Source organism: Corynebacterium sp. UMB4614, from assembly GCF_030217065.1.
Classification (GTDB): Bacteria; Actinomycetota; Actinomycetes; order Mycobacteriales; family Mycobacteriaceae; genus Corynebacterium.
Map to the genome: position 1 here is coordinate 1 of NZ_JASONC010000008.1, position 24,377 is coordinate 24,377.

15 protein-coding genes and 1 pseudogene are annotated in these 24,377 nt (G+C 65.4%); 10 read left to right on the plus strand and 6 right to left on the minus strand.

What is annotated here, in order from left to right:
• Positions 1 to 215: 215 nt before the first annotated feature.
• From QP413_RS04935 to QP413_RS04960, 6 genes are all read left to right on the plus strand, one after another.
• Positions 216 to 1,514, plus strand: a complete 1,299-nt coding sequence (locus QP413_RS04935) for an aminotransferase class I/II-fold pyridoxal phosphate-dependent enzyme (RefSeq protein WP_284780904.1) — start codon at positions 216 to 218, stop codon at positions 1,512 to 1,514.
• 32 nt (positions 1,515 to 1,546) lie between these two features.
• Positions 1,547 to 2,227, plus strand: coding sequence for a hypothetical protein (locus QP413_RS04940; RefSeq protein ID WP_070759770.1), 681 nt, complete (start codon positions 1,547 to 1,549; stop codon positions 2,225 to 2,227).
• Between the two features lie 109 nt (positions 2,228 to 2,336).
• Positions 2,337 to 2,954 carry a TM2 domain-containing protein gene (locus QP413_RS04945; RefSeq protein ID WP_284780906.1) on the plus strand — a complete coding sequence of 206 codons (618 nt, stop codon included), beginning with the start codon at positions 2,337 to 2,339 and terminating at the stop codon, positions 2,952 to 2,954.
• A 207-nt stretch (positions 2,955 to 3,161) separates the two neighbouring features.
• Positions 3,162 to 6,440, plus strand: coding sequence for a DNA polymerase III subunit gamma and tau (locus tag QP413_RS04950; protein WP_284780908.1), 3,279 nt, complete (start codon positions 3,162 to 3,164; stop codon positions 6,438 to 6,440).
• Positions 6,441 to 6,558: 118 nt separating this feature from the next.
• Positions 6,559 to 6,876 (plus strand): YbaB/EbfC family nucleoid-associated protein, encoded by a 318-nt coding sequence (locus QP413_RS04955; RefSeq protein WP_015382056.1) that lies wholly within the window; start codon positions 6,559 to 6,561, stop codon positions 6,874 to 6,876.
• Between the two features lie 87 nt (positions 6,877 to 6,963).
• Positions 6,964 to 7,767 (plus strand): recombination mediator RecR, encoded by an 804-nt coding sequence (locus tag QP413_RS04960; RefSeq protein ID WP_284780909.1) that lies wholly within the window; start codon positions 6,964 to 6,966, stop codon positions 7,765 to 7,767.
• A gap of 259 nt (positions 7,768 to 8,026) precedes the next feature.
• Here QP413_RS04960 and QP413_RS04965 read toward each other — a convergent pair whose 3' ends face one another.
• The 6 genes and pseudogenes from QP413_RS04965 to QP413_RS04990 form a co-directional block, all read right to left on the minus strand.
• Positions 8,027 to 9,052: an NAD(P)-binding domain-containing protein gene (locus QP413_RS04965; RefSeq protein WP_284780910.1), complete on the minus strand. Its 1,026-nt coding sequence runs from the start codon at positions 9,050 to 9,052 to the stop codon at positions 8,027 to 8,029.
• Positions 9,053 to 9,704: 652 nt separating this feature from the next.
• A pseudogene (locus tag QP413_RS04970) lies at positions 9,705 to 10,499 on the minus strand (type 1 glutamine amidotransferase); the annotation flags it as partial.
• Entirely contained in the window at positions 10,499 to 12,055 is a 1,557-nt protein-coding gene (locus QP413_RS04975; protein WP_284780967.1) for a MurT ligase domain-containing protein, read from the minus strand. The gene QP413_RS04975 and the pseudogene QP413_RS04970, both read right to left, overlap by 1 nt.
• A 31-nt stretch (positions 12,056 to 12,086) precedes the next feature.
• On the minus strand, positions 12,087 to 13,919 hold the full coding sequence (locus QP413_RS04980) for a DNA polymerase III subunit epsilon (RefSeq protein ID WP_284780911.1): 1,833 nt from the start codon (positions 13,917 to 13,919) through the stop codon (positions 12,087 to 12,089).
• Between the two features lie 224 nt (positions 13,920 to 14,143).
• Positions 14,144 to 15,985 carry a 2-isopropylmalate synthase gene (gene leuA / locus QP413_RS04985; protein ID WP_284780912.1) on the minus strand — a complete coding sequence of 614 codons (1,842 nt, stop codon included), beginning with the start codon at positions 15,983 to 15,985 and terminating at the stop codon, positions 14,144 to 14,146.
• Positions 15,986 to 16,381: 396 nt separating this feature from the next.
• Positions 16,382 to 17,371 (minus strand): class C sortase, encoded by a 990-nt coding sequence (locus QP413_RS04990; RefSeq protein ID WP_284780913.1) that lies wholly within the window; start codon positions 17,369 to 17,371, stop codon positions 16,382 to 16,384.
• Between the two features lie 533 nt (positions 17,372 to 17,904).
• Here QP413_RS04990 and QP413_RS04995 point away from each other — a divergent pair.
• The 4 genes from QP413_RS04995 to QP413_RS05010 all read left to right on the plus strand — a co-directional run bounded on the left by QP413_RS04995 (position 17,905) and on the right by QP413_RS05010 (position 24,104).
• The gene (locus QP413_RS04995; protein WP_284780914.1) at positions 17,905 to 19,374 is read left to right on the plus strand and encodes a SpaH/EbpB family LPXTG-anchored major pilin; all 1,470 of its coding nucleotides are present in this window, start codon (positions 17,905 to 17,907) and stop codon (positions 19,372 to 19,374) included.
• Positions 19,375 to 19,472: 98 nt separating this feature from the next.
• The gene (locus tag QP413_RS05000) at positions 19,473 to 20,411 is read left to right on the plus strand and encodes a class C sortase (protein ID WP_284780915.1); all 939 of its coding nucleotides are present in this window, start codon (positions 19,473 to 19,475) and stop codon (positions 20,409 to 20,411) included.
• A complete protein-coding gene (locus QP413_RS05005; protein WP_148820671.1) occupies positions 20,404 to 21,249 on the plus strand; it encodes an adhesin in 846 nt (281 codons plus the stop codon). Before QP413_RS05000 ends, QP413_RS05005 begins: the two co-directional genes overlap by 8 nt.
• 5 nt (positions 21,250 to 21,254) lie before the next feature.
• Complete coding sequence (locus tag QP413_RS05010) at positions 21,255 to 24,104, plus strand: SpaA isopeptide-forming pilin-related protein (protein WP_284780916.1); 2,850 nt, start codon at positions 21,255 to 21,257, stop codon at positions 24,102 to 24,104.
• Positions 24,105 to 24,377: the final 273 nt, after the last annotated feature.

Sequence of the window (24,377 nt, forward strand, 5' to 3'; positions counted from 1 at the left end):
AATAAGGTTTGGAACCTTATTTAAGCCCGTTTTATGCGGCCTGACCAGCAGATAGGCTGAAAATCAGACACACTTTTTGCTACTTAACCCGGAGCTGCTGGTGGGGGCTCAGCTTGTGTGCACAGACCAAGCCCGTGTCTGGGGCGCTTGTTAGAATCAAAAATGGTATTTGCCACAGAATTCTTTGAGCCCCATACGCAGGAGGCGTCAGCACCGTGCAGCTCGCAAACATCGACCGTGACCAGCTTCTTTCCCTCAAGCCCGAGGTTGAGAAGAAGTACGCAGATCTCAAGGCCCAGGGCCTGAAGTTGGATCTCACCCGCGGTAAGCCGTCCGCCGAACAGCTGGACTTCGCGGTGGATCTGCTCAGCCTCCCGGGCAAGAACTTCACCGCCGCCGATGGTACGGACACCCGCAACTACGGCGGGCTGACCGGCATCGCGGATATCCGCAACATCTGGTCGGAAATCATCGGCGTGGCCCCGGAGAACATCGTCTGCGGCGACGCCTCCTCCCTGAACATGGCCTTCGACCTGGTGACCTGGGCCTACACCTTCGGCACCAACGATTCCGCCAAGCCGTGGGCAGCCGAGGCTGCGGAGGCAGCGGAGCAGGGCGAGAAGCTCAAGTGGATCTGCCCGGTGCCGGGCTACGACCGCCACCACACGATCACCGAGCACTTCGGTTTCGAGATGATCACCGTGGATCTCCTCGAGGATGGCCCGGACCTGGATCAGGTCCGCGAGCTGGTGAAGGATCCGCTGGTTAAGGGCATGTGGGCTGTCCCGATGTTCTCCAACCCGACGGGCACTCTCTACTCTGAGGACGTCTGCCGCGAGCTGGCGTCCCTGGAGACGGCAGCGCCGGACTTCCGCATCGTGTGGGACAACGCCTACGTCGTCCACACCCTGACGGACGAGTTCCCGCCGGTGTACGACGTCCTCGGCTTCGCCGCCGAGGCGGGCAACCCGAATCGTTTCTGGTGTATGTCTTCGACCTCCAAGATCACGCAGGCGGGTTCCGGCGTGGCTTTCTTCGCCTCTTCTGAGGAGAACCTGGACTGGTGGAAGCGCCACGCGATCGTGCGCGGCATCGGGCCGAATAAGGTCAACCAGCTGGCTCACGCCCAGTTCTTCGGCGATGCCGAGGGCGTGCGCGCGCTGATGCGGAAGCACGCGGGATCCCTGGCCCCGAAGTTCCGCGCGGTCGTCGAAATCCTGGAGGAGCGCCTCGGCGGCCTGGGTGTTGCGGAGTGGACCGACCCGGCTGGTGGCTACTTCATCAGCGTCAACGTGGTCGAGGGGGCCGCCGGCCGCGTCGTTGAGCTGGCCAAGGAGGCCGGCGTTGCGCTGACCGGGGCGGGGTCGACGTTCCCGCTGAAGCAGGACCCGAAGGATCAGAACCTGCGCCTGGCACCGTCGATGCCGGAGCTGGAGCAGGTGCGCCTGGCGATGGACGGCTTCGCGACCTGCGTGCTGCTCGCCGCGATCGAGGCCGTGGAGGCCGGGGCCTAAGGCCTGGCCACGTCGGAGCTTAAGGAGGACACATGAACCAAGAGGAAACTTTCGCCTGGGTCGAGCAGCTGCTGCCCGAACCCCTTGAGGTGGACACCTACCGGGTTGGTGAGTCCTTCCCGGAGTTCGCTGCCGCATCCGTCGCCCTCGGTGGGGACGGTACGGCCGCGCCGGAGACCGTCGCGATGAGCCTGGACGCAGGGCGCATCGAGGTCGGCCTGGAGGCGGAGCCGGGCACCGAGGTGCGTGTCGAGTTCGTCACGGTGGCTGCCGGTCACGACGACCTTGCGCCGAACCTGGTGGCTGCCGCCGCGACGATGGTTTCCCAGGACCCTGGCGTGTGGACCCCGCAGCCGGGCACGGTGATGCGTGGTCTGGGTGACCACGTGCGCGAGGGGCTTTCCGCTCGTCACGGGCTGCTGATCGTGCCTTTCCTCTGGGAGAAGGGTGTTCCGCAGGTCCACGAGATCGCGGGCGACGGCGGGGACGGCGCCAAGAAGGCCGACCAGATCGGTGAGGATGGCCCGGTCAGCGACAAGGGCTTCGACTACACGCACCCGGGCCGGCTGACGGTGCCCGCCCAGCTGGTGATGATCACCGACGCCGAGCTGGACATCCTCGACCGTGCTGCCGACGAGGGGCGCAACGGCGTGGACGAGCTCCAGAACTACTTGGTCGAGCAGCAGGTTAATATCAACGACCTGATGCGCTAGGCTGCGTCAGACTGCGAGTCCTGCGGCGACGGTCCCGCAAGCCCGCTGGTCGTTCCCGCAGGTGGCACATATAAGCCGAAGGATTGAGGATAGGAGGTGCTTGGAGGCGATGATGGCGAAGAACCCGTACTCTCACGGGCACTCCAATCCGCATGGGGAGGATCCGTTCATCGGCGACCCGATGGGTGGGCTCGGGGACTTCCAAAACCCATATAACCCCATCGCCGACGAGTACCGCGACCTCTACGACGATCTGCAGGCTGACCACGCCGCGAACAAGCCTGGGCGCCAGTACAAGCCCGGGTATCAGAACGAGCATCAGGGGCTGCCTGGATTCCCCACCGGCATGGATGGTGCCGAAGGCGGCCATAGCGGCTACACCGGCCACGGAAGCCACGGGCTCGCCGCGTCCTCCGCGGTGCCCGGTTACCCGAGCCACGGTTCTCAAGATTTTGATGCCACGCGCTCCAGCTCCCGCAACTCGATCGTCGCCGCGGTACTGGCGGTATTCCTGGGGACCCTGGGCGTGCACAACTTCTACCTGGGCTACCAGCGCCGGGCGAAGTGGCAGCTGGGGCTCACGATTTTCGGCTGGGCCACCTCCATCCTCCTCATCGGCATCCCGATCCTCCTCGCGGTCTACATCTGGTCGATGGTCGAGTTCATTATGATCCTCTTAGGCGCCGGCCCATATTTCGAGGACGGGGACGGCTATCCGCTGTTGTGACGCCGCGGGGCACGCCGCAGGTAATCCTGCCGGTCGCAGGGGTAACGACGTCGCGGGCGGTGCCGTGACAGCCCACCGTGACGGCGGTGGCGGCGTCGTCGTCATAAAAAAAGGGGAGGGCGGCCCCAAAGAAGTAAGCCGGACCGCAAAGGTACTGGGAGAGAAGGACCGAATTGGCGTGTCTGCCCCGCCGGGTAACCTAAGGGCGTGGCTTTATACCGGAAGTACCGCCCGGCCTCGTTTGCCGAGGTCGTGGGGCAGGAGCATGTAACCGAGCCGCTGTCCGTCGCGCTGGACAGTGGGCGCATCAACCATGCGTACTTGTTCTCGGGCCCGCGCGGTTGCGGTAAGACCTCCTCGGCACGCATCCTCGCGCGCTCGCTGAACTGCGTGGAGGAGCCGACGTCCACGCCGTGCGGGAAGTGCGATTCCTGTATCGCGCTCGCCCCTGGTGGCCCGGGAAGCTTGGACGTCACCGAGCTGGACGCCGCCTCCCACCGCGGAGTGGACGACATGCGGGAGCTGCGCGACCGGGCGTTCTACGCGCCGGCTGATTCCCGCTACCGCGTGTTCATCATCGATGAGGCGCACATGATCACCACGGAGGGCTTCAACACCCTCCTGAAGATCGTGGAGGAGCCGCCGGAGCACCTCATCTTCATCTTCGCGACCACGGAGCCGGAGAAGCTGCTGGCGACAATCCGTTCGCGGACGCACAACTACCCCTTCCGGCTGCTCACGCCGCCGGATATGCGCGGCCTGCTGGGGCGCATCGTTGCTGACGAGGGCGCGGTGGTTGAGGACGCCGTGTATCCGCTGGTCGTGCGCGCGGGAGGGGGTTCGCCGCGTGACTCGCTGTCCATCTTGGATCAGCTGCTTGCCGGTGCTGGCCCGGAGGGTGTGACGTATCAGCGGGCGGTGGCGCTGCTGGGCGTGACGGACTCTTCGCTGCTGGACCGTTCCGCGGAGGCGTTGGCTGCCCAGGATCAGGCGGGCTTGTTCGCGGTTGTCGACGACGTCATCAACGCCGGTTACGACCCGCGCCGCTTTGCGATGGACCTGTTGGATCGCTTCCGCGACCTGCTGATTGTCCAGGCGGTGCCGGATGCTTTCGAGCGCGGGCTGGTGGATGTGCCGGCCCAGGAGCAGGACGCGTTGCGGCAGCAGGCCGAGGCGTTGGGGCCGGCGACGCTGACGCGCTGTGCTGCGGTGGTCAACGATGGTCTCTCGCAGATGCGTGGGGCGACGTCGCCGCGGTTGCTGTTGGAGATTTTGTGCGCGCGGATGGCGCTTCCGGCTGCGGGTATGACGGTGGAGGCGCTCGCGCAGCGTGTTGAGGCGTTGGAGCAGGGCACGGGGGTGCGCGCTGCCGGGCCGATGGGCGCCAGCGGTGGGCTGGCGAGCCCGGCCGTGGGTGCTGGGGCGACCCCGCAGGGGGACGCGTCCGGCTTGTCGAGCGGTAAGCGTTATGAGCGACCGCGGCGCCGCAAGGCGTCGGCGGAGGCTGCATCGGCGGAGTCGGGTGCTGCGGAGCCGCAAAACGCGGTGTCGCAGGGCGCACAGCCGCAGGGCGCGGCACCGCAGCAGCCAGAGCAGCCGGGGAATGCTGACGCGCAGTCGGGTCAGTCCGCGCAAGCTGGTGCGCCCGCACAGTCCGGTCAGCCTGGCCAGCAGGCGGCGGACCAGAGTGGTGAGCAGGCTGATGGGCAGGGCGCCGCGCAGGGAGCTGCTCCGGCCACTCAGGAGGCAACATCTCAGCCGGAGAAGCCAGCTGTGCAGGAGACCGCAGAAGTAGCACGCGCCCAGCAGCCTGCGAATGACGCGCAGGAGCAGCAGGGTGCAGAGCCAGCGGCTCAGGGTGTTGATACTGCAGCGCAGGCTGCCGGGCAGGAGAGCAGCGCTGCCGGTGCTCCGGACGAGGACCCGGCGATCGCCCAGGCCCGCGAGGCTCGGGAGATCATGGACCGTCGCCGTGCCGCCGCCCGCGCGAACGCGGGCCAGGTATCGCAGCAGGCAGGCGCGGGCCAGGCACCGCAGCCGTCTGCAGCTCAGGCACCGCAGCAGGCAGCTGCGGATCAGTCCCAGCGCGCTGGCGCCGCGGCACAGTCGCTGTCGCAGTCGCAGGCCAGCCCAGAGGTCAGCGGTGTAGAGCCCTCTGACCAGCAGCCCCAGTCGGGGAATGCCCAGGCCGAGAACACCGAGCAACCCTCCGGGCAGCCGTCCGGGGAACCAGCCGCGGCTCCCGCGGGGGCTGCACAACTTACCGACGCCCCTGCGGACACCTCGGCTGCGGCGACCGCCCCCGCTGGTGACGCCGTTCAGGTCGACGAGCAGGCCTGGCAGCAGATCCTGGAAAAGGTGCGCGAGCACGACCTAAGCGCTTGGATCGCCGGCCGCGACGCCACCCTGGCCGCAGAGCAGCCCACCGCAGGTCAGATCGTGGTGGAGCACGCCACGGGTGCGCTCGCGAAGTTCGTCAACAGCGACCGTAACGCACCGATCTATAGCAAGGCGGCCGAGGCAGTCCTCGGCGCCGCGCACACAGTGCTCGCCACCGTTGGCGGGAATAACCCGGGAAAAGCCCAGGCCGGCTCAGCTGAGGAGGCCCCGGCGGAGTCGGCAACCCCAACCAGCACGACCAGCGGGAATAACGCCACTGGCGCGGAGGCTAGCCACTCGACGGTAAGCCAGCCTGCGGTAAGCCAGGCAGAGCCCGGCCAACCAGAATACGATCAGGCGGGACCCGACCACGCTGAGGCAAACCAGGTTCCGGCTGCCACGACGGAGCCAAGCAGCGCGAGCGTTGCCGGCGGGCACGCACCTGGCGTGGGGGCCAGTGCTGGCCAGGACGCGCCGCGCGAGGTGACCGGCGCCGACCAGGCTGCCCCGACGCAGGCCACCCAGCCCGCCCAGCCTGCCCAACCCAGCGCGGGGGCCAGCGCCCTCGAGCGCGCCCGCCGCATGGCCGAAGCCAGCGCCGCCCAGGCATCGTCCCCAACCCCGGCGCCCACGGGGCCAAGCCACACCGAAGAGCCCAAGCCCCAGAGCGGCTGGCGCGCCCGCGCCGCGAAATACGCCGCCAGCAGGGAATACAAGCTCGCCAACGGATTCAATGGTGTCCCCCTCCCGGACGAACCGCCGGAGGACCCCTGGGACTCCGGCCCCGGCGGCTACCCCAACGGCCCCGCACCAGGTGCAGGCAACGCAGGCCCCGGGCCGGCCGGCGGCGCCCCGCAGGGCGGCCAGCCGGGCGGCCCACACCCCGCCGGGCAGGCCAATAACGGTGGGGCTTTCGGAGGTCAAGGGGTTGACGTCCCAAATCAAGGAACCCAACCCACCGACCCCGAGGAAGCCCTACGCAGGCAGCAAGACGAAATCATGGACGACCTCGCCACCGGGGAGGCCGGGAAGCGCGAAACGCGACCCGCCCTGGAGATCGCGGGGGAGCTCATCGAGAACATCCTCGGCGGCGAGCGCACGCGCTAGGAAAACACACAGGAAAATACACAGTGAACTGCCACCGACAAGCCCCGGCCGAATGGGTAAAGTGGCAGCCGAAGAAGAACAAAAACCCTAGAAACCGAGAAGCGAAGGAACAATCACAATGTCCCAGCCAAACATGAACGACATCATGGCCCAGGCCCAGCGCATGCAGAAGCAGCTGCAGGAGGCGCAGGCGGAAATCGTCGCGTCCTCCATCGTCGGTGAGGCCGGCAACGGCAAGGTCACCCTCGTGCTCTCCGGCGGTGGCGAGGTCCAGGACCTGAAGATCGACCCGGAGGTCGTGGACCCGGAGGACGTCGAAACCCTGCAGGACCTCATCATCGGCGCATTCCAGGACGCCAACCAGAAGCTGCAGGACCTCGCCCAGGAGAAGATGGGCCCGCTGGCTGACCTCGGTGGCGGCGGACTGCCTTTCTAACACTTTGACCCCACGTGGCCCTTGGTGGCGGGCGCGCGGGGCACGCACTACGGCTAAGCGCCACAGACGAAACGGGGAAAGTTCACTTTGTTTGAAGGTCCGCTTCAGGACGTCATCGACGAGTTCGCCAGCCTCCCAGGCATCGGGCCGAAAAGCGCGCAGCGCATCGCCCTCCACCTGCTGGAAACCGCGACCGGCCAGGACATCGAACGTTTCCAAGCCGCGCTGGGGAATCTGCACTCCGGCGTGGCGTTTTGCCGTATCTGCCACAACATTTCCCGGGAGGACGTCTGCCGCATCTGCGCGGATTCCTCCAGGGACGCCAGCCTGGTGTGCGTGGTTGAGGAGCCGAAGGATATCCAGGTCATCGAGCGCACGGGTGAGTACCGGGGCAGGTACCATGTACTCGGTGGGGCGCTGGACCCGCTGAATGGCGTGGGGCCGGGGGAGTTGAACGTGACCGCGCTGGTGCAGCGGATCGGTGGGGTGCTGCCGGATGTGGCGGTGAGCGCGCCGCACGCGTCGGCCGGTGGGCCGGTGCAGGGGTCGCTGATGGGCGCTGGGGCCGATGCGGGGGCGGGGTCGGGCGTTGGCGCTGGCGTGGGCAGCGAAGGCTCGGACCCGGGCGGTAACGCCGGGGCCGGCGGCGAGAACACTGCCGACGACGTCGAGTACCGCGAAGCCCCCGAGATCACCGAGGTCATCATCGCCACCGACCCGAACACTGAGGGCGAGGCCACTGCCTCCTACCTGGGGCGGTTGCTGAAGGAGTTCCCAGGGCTGACAGTTTCGCGCCTGGCCAGCGGGATTCCCATGGGCGGGGACTTGGAGTTTGTGGACGAGCTCACGCTCTCCCGCGCGTTCGCGGGCCGCACCCAGCTGAAGCTCTAGCCCACTCGCGCCCCAGCGCACCCGGCCCTAGTCCCCGCCCGGCCCCTAGCCCGCCCCATTCCGCCCCGTCCGGCCCCAACCCACCCCCATTACGTTTTGCAGAGTTTGATGCCCCTTTTGGGCCGATTTCCGGCATCAAACTCTGCAAAATTCACGAATAGGGGCGGGGCGCAGTGTGAGCACACGAATAGGGGCGGGGCTCAGTGTGGACACACGAAAAGGGAGTGGCGCGATTAGGGCACGCGAACAAGGAGGCTCCCTAACTCAGCTCGTCGGCAACCTTCCCGGCTACCTCGCGTGCGAACGGCTGCACACCCATGATCGTGCCGGCCCCGGGCCCCGTCGCCTCCCCGAGGCCTACCAGGTGGAACCCGGCCACGGCAGAGCTCAACCGCCCCGCCTCCGTCGTCCGAACCAGCTCGCGGAACGGCCGCACCGCCGGGCGGAAACCCGTGCACCACACGAGCTCGTCGAAGCGCGCCTCCGTCAGCTCATCCAGGGATTCGAACATCGGTGTCGCCCGCAGCGCACCCGAGTCCCGAGCCTCCAGCACCTTCGGCAGCATCACGATCTCCCCGAGATTGCGATCGCCACCGGGATCGTCCTCACCAGCGAGAACAGCCTGCGCGCGGGCACGATTGCGCTGGAACAGGACGCGCCCGTCGACGTCGTCGGGCATCCACCGCGGCTCGTGGCGGGTGAACCAGGTGACCTCCGCGACGTCCGTAAGCTCCGCCGCGATCTGCGCCCCCGAGTTCGCCGCGCCAACCACCGCGACCTTCTTGCCACGGAACTCTTCCGGCCCCGCGTAGGTCGCGGAATGCGTTTGCCGCCCGCGGAAGGTGCCGGGCAGGAAGGGGACGAACGGCGCCGCCCACGTCCCCGTCGCCGCGACGACGGTGCGCGCCCGGAACTCGCCCTCGCTGGTCTCGAGGACGAAGCCGTCCGCGGTGTCAGCGTTCACTTTTAGGACGTCAACAGGGCGCCGAATGTCGAAGCCATAACGTTGCTCGTATGCGGTGAAATAGTCGATGACGTGCTGGGCGTCGGGGAAGTCCCCGGGCCCGTGGTAGCTCGGCATGGGCATGCCCGACATGTTGGAGAAACCCGGGGTGGAGAACAGTGTCATGGAGGGCCACACGTGCCGCCACGCTGCGCCGGGGCCGGGCTGATTGTCGAGGATCACGGGGGTGATCCCGCGTCTTTGCAGGTAGAACGCGGTGGAGAGCCCGGCCTGGCCGGAGCCGACAATGATGCAATCGTGGATATGGGCGACCATGTGCATCGAATATACCGAGGGGAGCGGGCGCTCACCCGCTGGCCGCCGGGGATCGACTCTGGGCGGGCGCACGCCCGCTGGCTGCGAGCCTGATGCGTTGTGCTCCCCCCCATGTGCGTTTTGCAGAGTTTGATGCCGGAAACTGCTCAAAAAGCGACATCAAACTCTGCAAAACGCATGAAGGTTGGCGCGCGGAGCTTAGGTGCTCCCTGCTGGGTGGGGGCTAGCCCAGGCGCTCCTTGCGCAGCTGCTCCACCTCAGCGGCGAGCTGTGCTGCGAATTCACGGCCGTCGGGGCTCCCAGCACCCGCGCCCGTACCAGCGCCAGCGCCATCACCAGCGCCCGCGCCGTGGCCCGCACCAGCACCCGCGCCGTGGCCCGCTCCAGCACCGTTCCCAGCGCCAGCGCCATCACCAGCGCCCGCGCCGTGGCCCGCACCAGCACCCGCGCTGCTGCCAGCATCAGCACCGTTCCCAGCGCCAGCGCCGCCAGCGCCCGCGCCGTGGCCCGCTCCAGCACCGTTCCCAGCGCCAGCGCCGCCAGCCCCAGCATCACCAGCCGGAACGCCCTCGAACTCCGCGATGCTGCCCGCACCCAGCTCCGGCAGCTCAGCCACGGTCGTCCCGAGCGCACGCGCGAGCAGCACGTCCGCGAGCTGCGGATTCCGCGCCAGCGCCGGCCCGTGCATATACGTCGCGATCACGGAACCCTGCACCGCGCCCTCGTAGCGTTGCTGTTTCTCGCCGTTTTTTACGACGACGTCAGCAGCCTCAACACCGTGCGCGTCCGTGTTTCCGACCATCCCGCCGCGGGGGCGCAGGATGCCCAGCGGGTGGGCATCGGGACCAAGAATGGTTGCACCCATGTGGTTGGCGAAGCCAGTGAGCGGCTCGGTGAGTTCGCTCAGGTCAGCGGCCAGCGGCTGGGCGTTGGAGCCCGCGCCACCAGCGCCGGAACCCGCGTCCACGCCGTCGGCACCGCCAGCACCCGCACCATCAGCACCCACGCCGTCGGCACCGGCACCAGCACCACCCGCACCACCCAGGCGGTAAGGCTCCGAGTGCAGCTCGCCGATCATGCGCTCGCCCAGCTGCGACGTCGTCGCATCCAGCAGCCCAAGCCCCTCCGCAAGCTTCCCACCAGCGTGGAAAGACTCGCCGAGCACCTGCAGGCCCGCACAAATCGCGAGCACCGGCCGACCCGCCCCAACGGCGCGCACCAGGCCACCGTCGGCGCGCAGGTGTTCGGCGGCCAGCAGCTGGGCGACGTCCTCGCCGCCGCCCAGGGTGTAGACGTCCAGCGTCTCCGGGACGGCTTCCCCGTAGCGGATGGTGTGGATTTCCGCGGTGATGCCGCGCAGGCGGGCGCGCTGCCGCAGCACGAGCGCGTTGCCGTCGTCGCCGTAGGTGCCGAGCACGTCGGGCAGCACCAGGCCAATGTTGAGCTCTGCCATTATCGTGCGTCCTCCTCGGTCGCGGTGGTTGCCGCCTCGCCGGTGGTGCTGGGGGCGTCCGTGCCGTCAGCCTCAACGGTTGTTGCGCCGCGCCGCTCCAGTTCGCGCTTCAGGTCGCGGAAGGCGGTGTAGTTCGCGAGCACCTCGACGCGCCCGGGCGGGCACGCGAGCACGGCGTCGACGGTGTCCTTGATCAGCGTGTGCCGCACCCCGGCGTAGCCCAGCCGCACGGCCAGGTCGGTGCCGCGCTCACCCGCGGCGAGGACCTGCTGGCCCTCGAAGTCTTCGAAGCGGACGTCCCAAATCCAGGAGAGGTCCTGACCGTCCGCGACCTGCCCGTTCACGGCAATCACGACGGAGTCCACGTCCCGGTCAATCATCGAGAGCGCTTCCTGCCAGCCCGCAGGGTTCTTCGCGAGCATGAGGCGCAGCGTGCGGCCCTCGAACTCGACGAGGGAGTAGCGCCCGGCGACGTCCGTGACTTCCTCGGCGGCGCGCAGTGCGTCTGTGACCGGCACGTCCATGACGACGGCTGCCGCGATCGCCTGGGCCGCATTGCCACGGTTGGCGCGGCCGGGGAGCTGCAGGTTCATGGGAAGGGTGCGGCTGCCCGCGCCGGTGTTCCCAGTGCCAGCGCTGCCAGCACCACTGCCCGCACCAGCGCTCCCCACGCCGGTGTTCCCAGTGCCAGCGCTGCCAGCACCACTGCCCGCACCAGCGCTCCCCACGCCGGTGTTCCCAGTGCCAGCGCTGCCAGCACCACTGCCCGCACCAGCGCTCCCCACGCCGGTGTTCCCAGTTCCAGCGCTGCCAGCACCACTGCCCGCACCAGCACCGTCCCCGCCATAGCTGAGGCCGTCCTTATCGACCCACCAGGTCGGCTCGGGCCGGCGGAACTCGCGCCCATCCGGGAGCTTCTTGACCGCGTACCAGTCGTCCTCGCTGCGCACGATGTGCCCGCCGGTGCGCGGGCAGCTGGTGGAATCCCCCACGAAGCCAGCACCAGCGGAGACCCACACGACGTTCGGCGCGTCCCACGCCACGGAGGTGACCTGGACATCGTCGCAGTTCGCGATCACCGTCATGTCCGGCCGCGCCTCCACGCAGGCCCGCAGCGCGCGTTCGATCTTGTTGATCTCGCCCACGCGGTCCAGTTGGTCGCGGGTGAGGTTGAGCAGGACGAGCACGTCCGCGTCCAGCTTCTCCGCGATATTCGGGACGTGGAGCTCGTCGACCTCGAGCGCGACAACGTCCTTGCCTCTCCCCGCGAGCAGCGCGGAGATGACGCCGGCGTCCATGTTGTCGCCGCCCTCGTTGGTGGCGACGCTGTAGCGGGACGCAAGCGCGTGCGCGAGCATCCGGGTGGTCGTGGACTTGCCGTTCGTGCCGGTGACCAGCACCGTCGGGCGGCCCTGGCTAAGCTGCGCGAGGAGGTTCGGGTCGATGGCGTTGGCGATGAGCCCGCCGATCATTCCGCCCGCACCGCGGCCCGTTTTCTGGGACGCCCACGTCGCGAGGTCTGCGGCCTGGCAGGCGATGCGGCTGCGCAGGCTCATGCGGCGGGTGCCGCCGTTGCCGTTCGGATTCTTAGTTTTCACGTTTGCCTACGTTAGTCTTGCTGCCTTGTCCGTTCGACCCGCGTCCGCCGCGGCCACGACGACGTCCATCGCGCTTGCGTTTGCGTTTCGGCTGCTCGGAACTGTTTTTTCCGGTGTTCTTCGGGTTCTTGCTGTCGGTTTTCTGGGTAGTGGAGCCGTTGTTCTTTCCGGCCTGGTTGCCGCTGCCGGAACCGTTCTGAGCGCCATCGTTCTTAGCGCCGCCCTGCGAGCCGCCGCCACGGCGACGTCCCCCGCGCGAGCGCTTGCGCCGGTTACCGGAGCCTGATCCCGAATCACCGGAGCCGGACCGGCCGCTGCCACGCTGGCCACCGCGACCACCGGAGCGCTGACCACTACCGCCACGGCTGCCACCGCCCCCACTGCGTTGACCACTGCTACGTTGACCACTCCGCTGGCCACCACCGCGGCCCGCATCGGTGTTCCGCGTGCCCTCGGCGACGTCCTCGAGCGCGTCGAGGAACTCCTCGTCGCTGAGCAGCGGGATGTCCTTCCGATCGGCGTGCATAGCCTTGCCGCGCAGCTCGAAGTTTTGATTGCAGACCACCAGGCTGGAGGTGCGGTTCAGCTTCTCGGAGTACACCAGTCCGGCCGCCACGCCCTGCTCGATGAGCTCGTCCGGATCGCGGGCGACGTCCGGGCTGACCACGAATTCCATGCCCGCGACGAGCTGCCAGCTGCCGCCGTCGCCCTCCGGGGTGCCGGGGTTCTCGAGCGGGCGCGGGGCGTTGATGGCGTCCACGCGGATGGCGCTGCGCTGCAAACCGAATTGGTCCGCGGTCAGGTCCTCGGGGTCGAGGCGGACGACGTCGCCGCCGTCACGGTCTGCCCGTTCCTGCTGCGCTGCGTGCAGCGCCCCGAGCAGGCGGGCGTCGGCGACCAGGAGCTCCTCGGGAGGCGTCGCGGCCCGCTGGTCGGAGGCTGCCGCGCCGAGCTCCGGGAGAGCATCGGCCGGGGCGTTGTGCGGGTAGAGCTGCGCGACCGCACGGGGACGCGGGTCGACGGCGGGCATCTCTTGGCGGCGTGTGGTGGCCAGGGTGTCGATCAGCGTCGCTGGTTCCGGGGTGGGGATGGCCTTGCTGCGGCCGCGCCCACGACCCCTGCCGGAGCGGCCACGCCCGCGGCCCCGGTTAGCGGCCCGCTGGGCCCGGCGGAACTCGTGGGTGATGAATCCCCAGGCGAGGGGGGCGTCGTGGAGGATAACCTCGCGGCCGTCGAGGGCTGCCTTGATCTCCGCGGCGGCGGTGGCGAAGCCGATCTGCTGGGCGAGCTCGCCGGCGTCGAAGCCGTGCGTGTGCCACGGGCCGGGGTCCTCGCTGGGGTTGAGGGCCTGGACGAAGTGGCCGGCCTCGGCGCCGTCGGCGTCGTAGTAGACCGCGGCCAGGGCGATGAGCCGGGCCGTGGTCGGGTGAATCCCGCTGGTGGTGACGGCCACCGCGACGCTGGGGGCGTCCTCAACGCTGGGCGGGGTGGGGATGGTGTGGGCCGGGCTGGGGTGCTCGGAGGGTTCGACGGCATTCCCAGTGGTCGCGGCGCTCGCGCCTGAGCTGCCGGTGACTGAGTTGCCCGAGCCCGCGCGATCCGGGCCGGACTGCTCGGAGCCGTCGCGGCCGGTCGTGGGGTAGCTGGTGGCGTCTGTGTTCGAGCGTCGGCTGCTTGGGCGGAGCGCTTCGGCGGCCTCGACGGCGGATGCGGAGGCGACGGCTGCCGCCGACGGGGAGCCGGCGCGGCGGCTGACCCTGCGGCGGGCGCGGCGACGGGGTGCGGGACGGTCGCCCGAATCCGAAAACTGCTGGTTATTCATTGGGAACCATGTTAGTCCACGCGCCCCGCACCCACCCCGCGGGCGCGCAGCTTTGCCGCCCGTGCGCACGGCGGTGCACCCGCGTGCACAGCTCACCCCGCGGGTGTGCGGCCCCGTGAGCTCTTCACCCCCCGCGAACCCCACGCACGCACAAAGGGCGGGGCCGCCAGCGCGAACCTCTCGCGCCCGTGCCCCGCCCCGTCCCCCCCCCGGGAGCCTCCCTGTTAGCTATTCAGCGCGCGGTTGACCGCGGAGGTCACCGCCTTCAGGGAGGCGTAGGTAATTGAGCCCGCAATACCGACACCCCAGACACGCTGCCCGTTGACCTCGGCCAGAACGTAGGCGGCGGCTTCGGCTTCGTCACCGCTGGTGCGGGCGTGCTGGTTGTACTCCTGCACCTCCACGTCCACGCCCAGGGACTCCAGCGCATCGCAGTACGCGGCGATCGGTCCGTTACCGCGGCCCTTGAGGGTCTTCGGCTCCCCGTTGAACTCGATCTGGGAGGTCACGGCGGACTCCTCGCCCTCGTTCTGACCGTCGTCGACGGTCGTGGAGATCACGTCCACCGGGGCGGTGCGGTCCAGGTACTCGGTGGCGAAGATGTCCCACATGGCCTTCGGGTTCACCTCGCCGCCCTCGGCGTCGGTGACTGCCTGGACGATGCCGGAGAACTCCACCTGCATCGGGCGCGGCAGATCCAGGTTGTGGTCGGTCTTCATGATGTAGGCGACCCCGCCCTTACCGGACTGGGAGTTCACGCGGATGACGGCCTCGTAGGAGCGCCCGATATCCTTCGGGTCGATCGGCAGGTACGGCACCTCCCAGGTGACGTTGCGGACGGCCTCGGCCAGGGTCTCGGAGTCCGCGCTGGCTGGGTCCTCCGGGGTGTCCTCGGCGGCGTCGCGCTCCGCCATGGCTGCCAGGCCCTTGTTGATGGCGTCCTGGTGGGAGCCGGAGAACGCGGTGAACACCAGCTCGCCGCCGTACGGGTGGCGCTCCGGGACGCGCAGCTGGTTGCAGTACTCCACGGTGCGGCGGATCTGGTCGATGTCGGAGAAGTCGATCTGCGGGTCCACGCCCTGGGTCAGCATGTTCAGGCCCAGGGTGACCAGGCAGACGTTGCCGGTGCGCTCACCGTTGCCGAACAGGCAGCCCTCGATGCGGTCGGCGCCGGCCATGTAGCCCAGCTCGGCGGCGGCCACGCCCTCGCCGCGGTCGTTGTGCGGGTGCAGGGAGAGGATGATGGAGTCGCGGCGGTTCAGGTTGCGGTGCATCCACTCGATAGAGTCCGCGTAGACATTCGGGGTGATCATCTCCACCGTGGAGGGCAGGTTGATGATGATCGGGTTCTCCGGGGTCGGGTCGATGACCTCGACGACGGCGTCGCAGACTTCCTTGGCGTACTCGATCTCGGTGCCCGTGAAGGACTCCGGGGAGTACTCCCAGCGCCAGTTGATGTCCGGGTAGTCCTGGGCGATTTCCTTGATCAGGTGGGCTGCGTCGGTGGCCAGCTTCTTGATGCCTTCCTTGTCCTTACGGAAGACGACACGGCGCTGCAGCTCGGAGGTGGAGTTGTAGAAGTGGACGATGACATTCTTGGCACCTGCGCAGGCCTCGAAGGTGCGGCGGATCAGGTGCTCGCGCGCCTGGACCAGGACCTGGATGGTGACGTCGTCTGGGATCTTGTTCTCTTCGATGATCTCGCGGACGAAGTCGTAGTCCGTCTGGGATGCGGATGGGAAGCCGACCTCGATCTCCTTGTAACCCATCTCCACCAGCATGTCGAACATGCGGCGCTTGCGCTCTGGGCTCATGGGGTCGATCAGGGCCTGGTTGCCGTCGCGCAGGTCGACCGCACACCACTGCGGGGCGCGGTCGATGACCTTATCCGGCCAGGTGCGGTCCGGCAGGGTGATGTGGTCGACTTCCTCGAAGAAGGGCAGGTAGCGGCGGTTGGGCATCTGGGAGTTGCGCTGCTTGTTCCAGGCTGGCTGGTCTGCCGGGATTTCCCCGTTGGGGGTCTGGATCTGGGCTGGTGCGGAGATGAAGGAGTCGGTGTTGCTCATGGTGTCTTCCCTAAGTTTTGTCGGTGTCGTGCTGTGGCAATGAAAAAACCGACCGGCATGCAAAAACCCCGCGACGGGGAGCCGGTCGGTTTGGTGTGTCTACCTACTAGGCCCCGCCGCGGCTAATAAGGAGAATGGCGCCGCCGCTGCGCGGGTGAGGGGAAATCATGTGGTTCAGTTTAGCGTGAAATGGAACACATGTCAGTTCCATTGCCCGGGCGGGGGTGTTCACCTAGTGGGAAGTGGCCTCTGGTGGCGGAGGCCGGTGCGGTGGCCAGGGTTGTGGCGGTGGCCACCGCCAGGGCGACTGCACCGGTGGTGGTGAGGCGGCGGGTAGTAGAAGCCTGAGAGGAAGATGAGCTCATGATGCTAATCAAGGCACCAGGCAAAAGCCCGTTAACTCTCCGTGGTGTCCCCAGCGCCGGAGGTTGCGGGTTCCTCTTCGCCCTTCTGCTTGCGGAAGTTCTTCCACCACCAGCGGATCAGCAGCAACAGAATGATTGCCGCGGCGGCGAGGATGGCCCACATCCACCACTGCCAGGTGGTGCCCTGCCCGTCGAAGACCGATTGCTCTTGCGGGTCCATCGGCACGCGCTCGGCGGTGATGATCAGCCGGTGGGTATTGATGCCATAGGGGGTGCACGTGATGAGCGTGACCAGGTCCTTATTCGGCGTGCGGCGCAACAGGCTGGTCTTATCCGGGGTGACGACCTCGATATCCCGGACCTCGTACTTCAGCTTCTCGCCCGCCGCGGCGATGTAGACCGGGTCGCCCTTCTCGATCTGGTCGAGGTTGTCCCACAGGGTGGCGTTCTGCAGGCCGGTGTGGGCAGAAAGTGCGGAGAGTCGGCCCTCTGGTGGGGCGGGCGGGATGGAGCCATCCTCGCCGGGCTCGCCGGGTGCGCCGACGGGCAGGTCCGTGCCGTAGAGATGGCCCACCCCGCGGGCCAGCACGCGGTCCGAAGTGCCGTGGAAGATCGGCAGGTCGGACTTGATGGAGGGCAGCACGATGCGACCCATGGCCTCGGTCTCGTTCAGGACGGAGAGGTACTTCAGGTAACGCTGGTACGCCGGGGAGCTCTCGTCATCGGAGCTGGTCCACGCATCGCCGGGGTCGATGTCCCCGAGGTTGGCGTTGTAGTGCTGTGCCTCCTCCCAGGCCTTATTGAGGACTTCTGGGGGCACGCCTTTTTCGAGCTCGGAGTAGGCCTCGGCTGCGCGAGATTGTTGGTAGTTATTCCACTGGGTGGCGAGCACCGGGTACAGCAGCACGCCCAGGCCGGCGAGGATGAGGACGACGGCGATGATCGCGTTGGCATTCAGTCTCTTGCCTCGGCGGGGCAGGGTCGCTGCCGTTGTGTCCGGCGCTGAGGGCTGTTCTGTCATGGGCCTTAATTTCTGTTGAGAGGTGTTGGGGTTTGCTTCGGGGAACGAGGAGATGTGGTGTCTATTCTTCGCTGTTAGCCCCTCAAAGCTTCAATTTTCCCTGTGGGGCGTCGATCGCTCTGCACCCTAATGTGGGGGTGAACTTATTGTTTTCTCACCTAAAGGGGAATTGTGCAACGATCCAGCGCAGGGAGGGTTTTGGGGTTGCGCCTGGGAGATTTGTTTTAGGGGTTAGTAACGCATGTCTCAATCGTTTCTACATGCGGAGATGGAGTAAATGTGTCGCTCGTTATACGTTGTGGGTGTGCGATTCACTAGGTGGGGATCGCGGGACTGAAACTCGAAAATTGGTGACACCATAACAAAAGTGATCTGTCAACAAAGGGGTTTTGGGTCCGTGTGACCACCAGCGAATTTTAAGGTGTCGTGGCCGAAAGGGCGGCAAGCTTAAAAGCAGCTAACCGGAGTGGGTCGCTGAACGTCGAGGGGCGCTGGGCGCTCCAGTCACTACTGATGTAAAGGAATTCACTCCAGTGAAGAAGAACTCTCTGACCATTCGTTCGGTCACTTTCGCCGCCATCGCTGGTCTCTCCTTGGGTATCGCTGCCCCGGGTTCGATCGCTGTTGCGCAGAATGATTCCATCGAGCAGACGCAGGAAGCTCAGAAGGGCAACATCGACTTCAGCAAGAAGGGCTCCTTGACTCTCTTCAAGAAGAAGGGTGCTGAGTCAAGCGAAGCGGCCACCGGTAAGGAAATGCAGAATGTGCCGGGCGAAGCACTGGCGGGCGTGACCTTCAAGATCACGAAGCTGAACTTCGACCTGCAGAACGGCGATTGGACGAAGTTCCCGGAGACCGCGGCTGACGTCAAGGACGCTGATAAGTCAGGGCCGACTTTCGAGCAGACCACCGGTGCAGACGGCAAGGTTTCCTTCGAGAACCTGGACTTGGGCATCTACCTGGTCGAGGAGACCAATGCTCCGGACGGCATCGTGACCGGCGCACCGTTCATCGTCTCTATCCCGATGGTCAACGAGGCATCCGACGCGTGGAACTACGACGTCGTCGCATACCCGAAGAACACCGAGACCAAGACCGAGAAGACCGTCAAGGATGCCGACCAGAATATCCAGGACGCGTACACCTACACCATCAACGCGGACGCTCCGACCTGGGGCGAGGGCAAGGAACTGACCGCCTTCCGCTTCGAGGATCAGCTGGACCAGCGCCTGGACTTCCAGGAGGTTACCGAGGTTAAGGCTGGTGACACCGTCCTGCAGGCAGGCGACTACACCGTTAACAACCCTGCCGAAAATGGCAACAAGCTCGTCGTTAAGCTGACCGAGCAGGGCCTGGCGAAGGTGAAGTCCGGTGACAAGATGTCTCTGACCTTCGACGTCAAGCGCAAGGAGGTTGGCGGCACCACGGAGCTGAAGAACCAGGCTGACGTCATCTTCAACAACCCGAACACCGGCAACGAGGTCAAGAACAAGACCAACGAGGTTGTCACTTACCACGGCAAGCTGAAGGTCGTGAAGAAGGATGGCAAGGAGACCGGCAAGGTCCTCGAGGGCGCAGAGTTCGAGCTCTACCAGTGCACCTCCGCCAACGACCTCGGCGAGAATCCGCTTACCGTAAACGGTGCAAACAAGTGGACCACCGGTGCTGACGGCACCTTCATCATCGATGGCCTGCACGTCACCGACTTCGAGGACAACAAGGAAGCTCCGGCAACCAAGAAGTTCTGTCTGAAGGAGACCAAGGCCCCGGCTGGTTACGCCAAGCTGGAGGACCCGATTGAGATCGACTTCACTCGCGAGAACATTGCGAGCACTGCCGACGGCAGCGACACCGTCACCCTCAAGAAGGACATCGAGAACGTCAAGCAGGACACCCCGAACCTGCCGATGACCGGTGGCATGGGTGTTGGCATCCTGGCCGCAATCGGTGCCGCCATCGTGGCAGCCGGTGCATGGTTCGCACGCCGCGGCGCTAAGAACTAATAGCCCGCTGAATAGGTAAAACCTGGCCCGAAAAGGCAATCGCCCGGGCCAGGTTTCACCCACATCAAGCCAAGCAGAACCAGCCTCAGGAGTACCCCGTGGATCACACCCTCAGCACCAGCGTGGAACCGAAGAAGGAACCCCGCCGTGCCAACAGCACCAAGACCAGCCCCATGCTGGCCGCGGTGCTCGTGATCCTCGGGGTGCTCGTGATGCTGTACCCGGTGACGTCCACCCTGTGGAATAACCACCTCGCCACGAAGGCCGCGCAGGAATACGCGAAACTCGAAAAGAACACCCCACAAGAGGTGAAGAACACCCAGTGGGAGCGTGCCCACGAATACAACACGGACCGAACCACCGGCCCCATCCTCGACCCCTGGCTCGCCCGCTTCGACGAGAACAACCCGGACTACCAGGAATACCTGGACCAACTCGACGCGAACGACGCGATGGCGCGCCTCATCTTCCCCAAGATCAAGGCAGACCTGCCGATCTTCCACGGGACAGATAACGACACTTTGCAAAAGGGATTGGGGCACCTGTTCGGCTCCGACCTGCCAGTCGGCGGCAAGGGCACGCACTCGGTGATCACTGGCCACACGGGCCTGGCGAACTCCACCATGTTCGATCACCTCAACAAGGCGGAGAAGGGTGATGCCTTCTACGTCCAGGTCTCCGGCGAGAAGCTGAAGTACGTGGTCGACCAGATCAAGGTCGTGCTGCCCACCGAAACCGAGGATCTCCGCCCGGAGCAGGGCAAGGACTACATCACCCTGATCACCTGCACCCCCTACGGGATCAACACGCACCGCCTGCTGGTGCGCGGCCACCAGGTCCCGCTGGACGAATCGGACCACGAAATCTTCGACAAGAACCACGGTGCTGGGTGGCAGTGGTGGATGTACGCGCTGCTCGCGGCAGCAGCTGTTGTTCTGCTCCTGCTGCTGCGGTGGCTGCTAAAGCAAAAGCGGGATAACGAATCCCAGGAAACGACAGAAACGATGAATGACGAAGGGGCTGGCGCAGATGACTAGCCAAGCACGCGCGGCGCGGACCAGCCGCAGCCTCGTGGCGGCCATCGCTCTCAGCGCTGGCCTGCTCGGCGGCGCACACGGTGCCGTCGGTATCGCAGAGGCAGCCAAGGTTGCCGGGCTCAGGGATCAGCCCGGGGTGTCCCGCGATTACGGGACCGACACGCTGAGCATCACGCTCTCTTCCGGCAATGGCGACCCACTCAGCCCTGCCACGGGCAAGGTTGCAGGCGTGACCATCAAGCTGGAGCGGCTGCAGGGCATCGACCCGGAGAACGCCGCAGACATGGCGAAGGTCCGCAACACCGGCGCGGACAAGATTGCTGACTGGCCGACCGACCGCACGATCACGGCCGTCACCAACGACGTCGGCCAGGTCCGCTTCCAAGGCCTCGAGAAGGGCATCTACCTGGTCACCTCCCAGGCACCGGCTGGTGCCGCGGCGGGGGAGTACCGAGAGATCAGCCCTTTCCTTGTGGCGGTGCCTTTCCACACCGTCGCTGATAACCCCCGGCCGGTGGAAGGCGTGATCGTGGCGAAGACGAGCAGCACGGTTCCGCCGACCACCCCACCGACCGAACCTCCGGAGACGCCGCCGTCGACCCCACCGGGGACGCCACCGTCGACGCCTCCGACCACCCCACCCCCAGGGGACACCCCACCGGGCGAGACCCCGCCACCAGGGGAAACCCCCGGGCCGGGCGATGAGCAAGAACGCGGACAGGGCGACCTGGCGATGACTGGTGTGCAGATCATCGGGCTCGTCCTCGCCGCAGTGGCGCTGATGGGCGCCGGACTGTTGATGCTGTTGATAACGAAGAAGCGAAAGCAAGAAGGGTAGCGACAATGAAAACAAAGTTCATGGGTGTAGCGGCCGCGCTGACCGCCGCGCTTGCGCTGATTTTCGGCGTCGCTGTCCCGGGCGCGCTGCCTAGCCTGCCGGCCCCGACCGCGCAGGCGCAGGCCACGGCGATCCCGGTGAGTCCGCAGAAGCGAGACTTCAAAGACCTGGATACCAGAAAGTACTACCCCCCGTTCGAGTTCACGGTTGAGGAAGACGCCACGATCACGAGCCTTGATTTTCAAATTGGTGGATCTGGCTGGCTGCAGGGATACGAACTGAAGATCGGGAACAATACACTTCCCCCGAAAATTTCACCATCGAGCGGTACACAGCGAGCACCGTTGACGGTTACCCATGATGGTCTGAATATTGCAGTGAAAAAGGGCGAAATCATTAGAATTTCGCCGAAATTTACTGCGCCTAAAGTATCGGGAACGGTGTCCGTCACCCCGAAGGGCACTCTGGGTGGCGATACGACTCCCCCTCCCACGGAGCCGGAGCCGGAACCGGAGCCATCCCCGGAACCGGAGCCGGAAAACCCCAAGCCACCGGCTGTCGAAGGGCGTCACTTTGATGCCATCGGCCACGAATTTGCAGTTAAAGCTGACCCAGTAGATCCGACGAAGCCCAATGCTTTTACGGCTAAGGTGACTGAGGAATCTCACATGAAGTACGCAACCGTGCGTATCGAGACTGACGCGACCTTCTTGGACCCGCAGAAGTACAATCTCACCCTGGATCAGATCGAGCCAGGTGTCACCTTGCAGAAGCGCAACGTCAATATTGGAAATGGCTTCATCACTATGGACGTTGTTCCGGTAAAGGATGGCAAGCCGGTTGACTCTGCCGTCGTGCCGAAGGACGCGGTTTTCACCTTCACTAATAATCTCTCGGAGAACAAGAATCTGAAGGTCACTCTTGATGTGTATGGCGAGAAAAAGAGTGAGCCAAAACCGCCGCCGATTATCTCTCCGCCAGATGGAGCTCAGTGGGTGAACGGACGAGTTCCCAACCCGCCGATGCCACAGCGTTGTGGCCTGCGCATTGCCGTAGTAGCAGACCTTTCGACATCGCTTCGTTACGCAGATACTGATGGTTTCGAAGCATCTAAACAGGCCGCGAATGCATTTATCGATTCCCTGCAGGGCACTCCAGCTGAACTTGGAATCTATAACTTCGCAAGTAGTGGTCCAGCTAATCGGGCTGGAACGACACACGGTCAGAAGCCACCCTATATTTCAATGCAGTCGGAGCAGGGCGTCCAGCGAGCAAAGGACGTAGTTAAGAACTGGAGCTATAACGCAGATAACAGTGCTACGAACTGGGAAGCGGGCCTGAAGCAGGTCAAGGATCACGACTACGACGTGGTGTACTTCATCACTGATGGTATGCCCACGACCTCCTCGACGATCAAGAGCAAGGGCATCGGTGGCGAGTTCGTTCAGGCTAGTGCTCTCAACGACGCGATCAAGGCAGCCAACGAACTCAAAGCTGCCGGTACGCGTGTTGTTCCGATTATGGTCGACCTGACGCTTGGCGGACGAAGCGGCCAACGCCCTGTTGTAACGAATGATCTGGTGCTCAAAGACGCCAAGCGGATTGGCTGGGAAGAAGATCCGGGACGAGATCCAGGTTTGTACTACAAAATTCGAAGTGATCGCCCGAAGGCTTCGCACGCCAATTACATCAACACCGACACCTTGGCGAATCTGAAAATGGCGTACGACGCGGCAGGCAGCCAGGCCCTGCAGGTGTTTGAGCGCCTGCCCAATGGGAGGCAGGAGACGGTCACTCTCAATCAATCGAGGTGGACCTACGGTACACGTGGTGTCAAGACCATGGGTGAGGATATCTCGGGCACCGGTGACACGGTGAGGGTGTCTAACTACAGCAATCTTGCCGAACAGATGAAGAAAATCGCCCAAGACGTAACCACACGATGCAACGGTGTGGTGAAGGTCAAGAAGAGGATTGTCGATGAAAACGGCAAGGTTCTTGAAGACGGTGCCCCAGGCTGGGAGTTCACCCTCTCTGCCGGTGGCCAGGACATCATCGACCCAGGTAACGGCGAGCTCGTTCGGAAGTCGCTGAAGGCGACGTCGCGGGCGGATAAGGACCGTGGCACCGCTTCCTGGAACATCATGAGCGAACAAGAGCAGCAACTGACTCTGGTAGAGACGCAGCAGCCGGGCTACAACCTCTATAAGAGGAATGGCAAGAATGCTGTGTGTACCGAAACCCGTGACGGGGTAACGAAAACTATTGAAGTCACAAATGACGGTGAGTTCGGTTTCAAGGTCACGATGAGCGAGAAGGATAAGAAGCTGTCTTCGGTTTCCTGCGTAGTTGATAACTACAAGCAGCCGGAAACTCCGCCGGGCAAGCTGACCTTCAAGAAGGCTCAGTACGTCGATGATGAGATCGTGGTAATGCCAGGGCTGGGTGGCGCGACCTTCGAGATTTACCCCTCGAAGGACGGCAAGCCCGATTTCAGCGCTGGCAAGCCGCTCTACACCATCAAGCCCGGGCAGGAATCCATCAAGGTGGAAAAGACTGGCACTTTCTTCCTTGTCGAGACTAAGGCTCCCGAGGGGCTCAACCTGCTGGCCCAGCCGGTTGAGTTCCAGATCTCCATTGATGAACAGACCAAGAAGTATAAGATCTCTGTCGTCAGTACCAGCAGTGGACAAATCCAAGTGAGCGGCCAAGGCGATGCGATGATCCTGCAGGTCGCGGATACCGCGTCCGGCAAGCTGCCGAAGACCGGCGGGTACGGCGTGGGCCTCGTGGCTCTCGTCGGCGCCGCACTCGCAGGCGCGGGCCTCCTGCTCGGCCGCCGCAAGACCGCCTAAAGGTCAAACCTAGGCAGGGGAGTGGCGCGTGCATCGCGCCACCCAGCTCAGGGGGTAGGCACACATGAAGGGGCGGGCCCAGCGAACCACGCTGAGCCCGCCCCGGGTGTCTGGGGCTGAGGCCTGGGAAGAAGGGGGGGTGTTTTGCAGAGTTTGATGCCACTTTTTTCTGGATTTCCGGCATCAAACTCTGCAAAACGCGCAATGTCTGGCGTGCCACGATCTCGATGCCAAGAACCGCTATCCCCGGTGGGCGCGAATCGCCGCCTCACA